This window comes from Treponema sp. R6D11, from assembly GCF_054786075.1.
This window is the reverse complement of the sequence record NZ_BDHD01001184.1, coordinates 1-366: the sequence shown is the minus strand read 5'-3', so window position 1 is coordinate 366 and position 366 is coordinate 1. Positions and strand designations below refer to the sequence as shown.

Genomic DNA, 366 nt, shown 5'->3' with positions numbered 1-366 from the left:
GGCTTCCCTATTCGTATAACAAGGATCTGCAGGAAGACAAGGAAAACCTATTCGACAGCATCGACACGTTAGGCGCATGCCTTAAAATGTTCGCCGGTATGATTAAAACGGCGCAGTTTAACGTCAAGCGAATGAAGGCGTCCTGTTCGGGCGGTTTTCTGGAAGCGACCGACACGGCGGAGTACCTTGTCCGCAAAGGGCTACCTTTCAGAGCGGCGCATGAAACAGCCGCACTTATCGTGCGGGACTGTATCGAGGCGGGACAGAAGCACATAGCGGACAGAAAAATTAGCGAATTGAAAAAACGCTCGAAACTTTTTAACGAAGACGTTTATAAGGCACTGACCCCCGCGGCGTGCGTAAGGG

The 366-nt window shown here is 51.4% G+C and carries 1 pseudogene; it reads left to right on the top strand.

The annotated features are described in order from the left end of the window. Positions 1-366, top strand: a pseudogene (locus ACYVTD_RS18025) (argininosuccinate lyase); the annotation flags it as partial.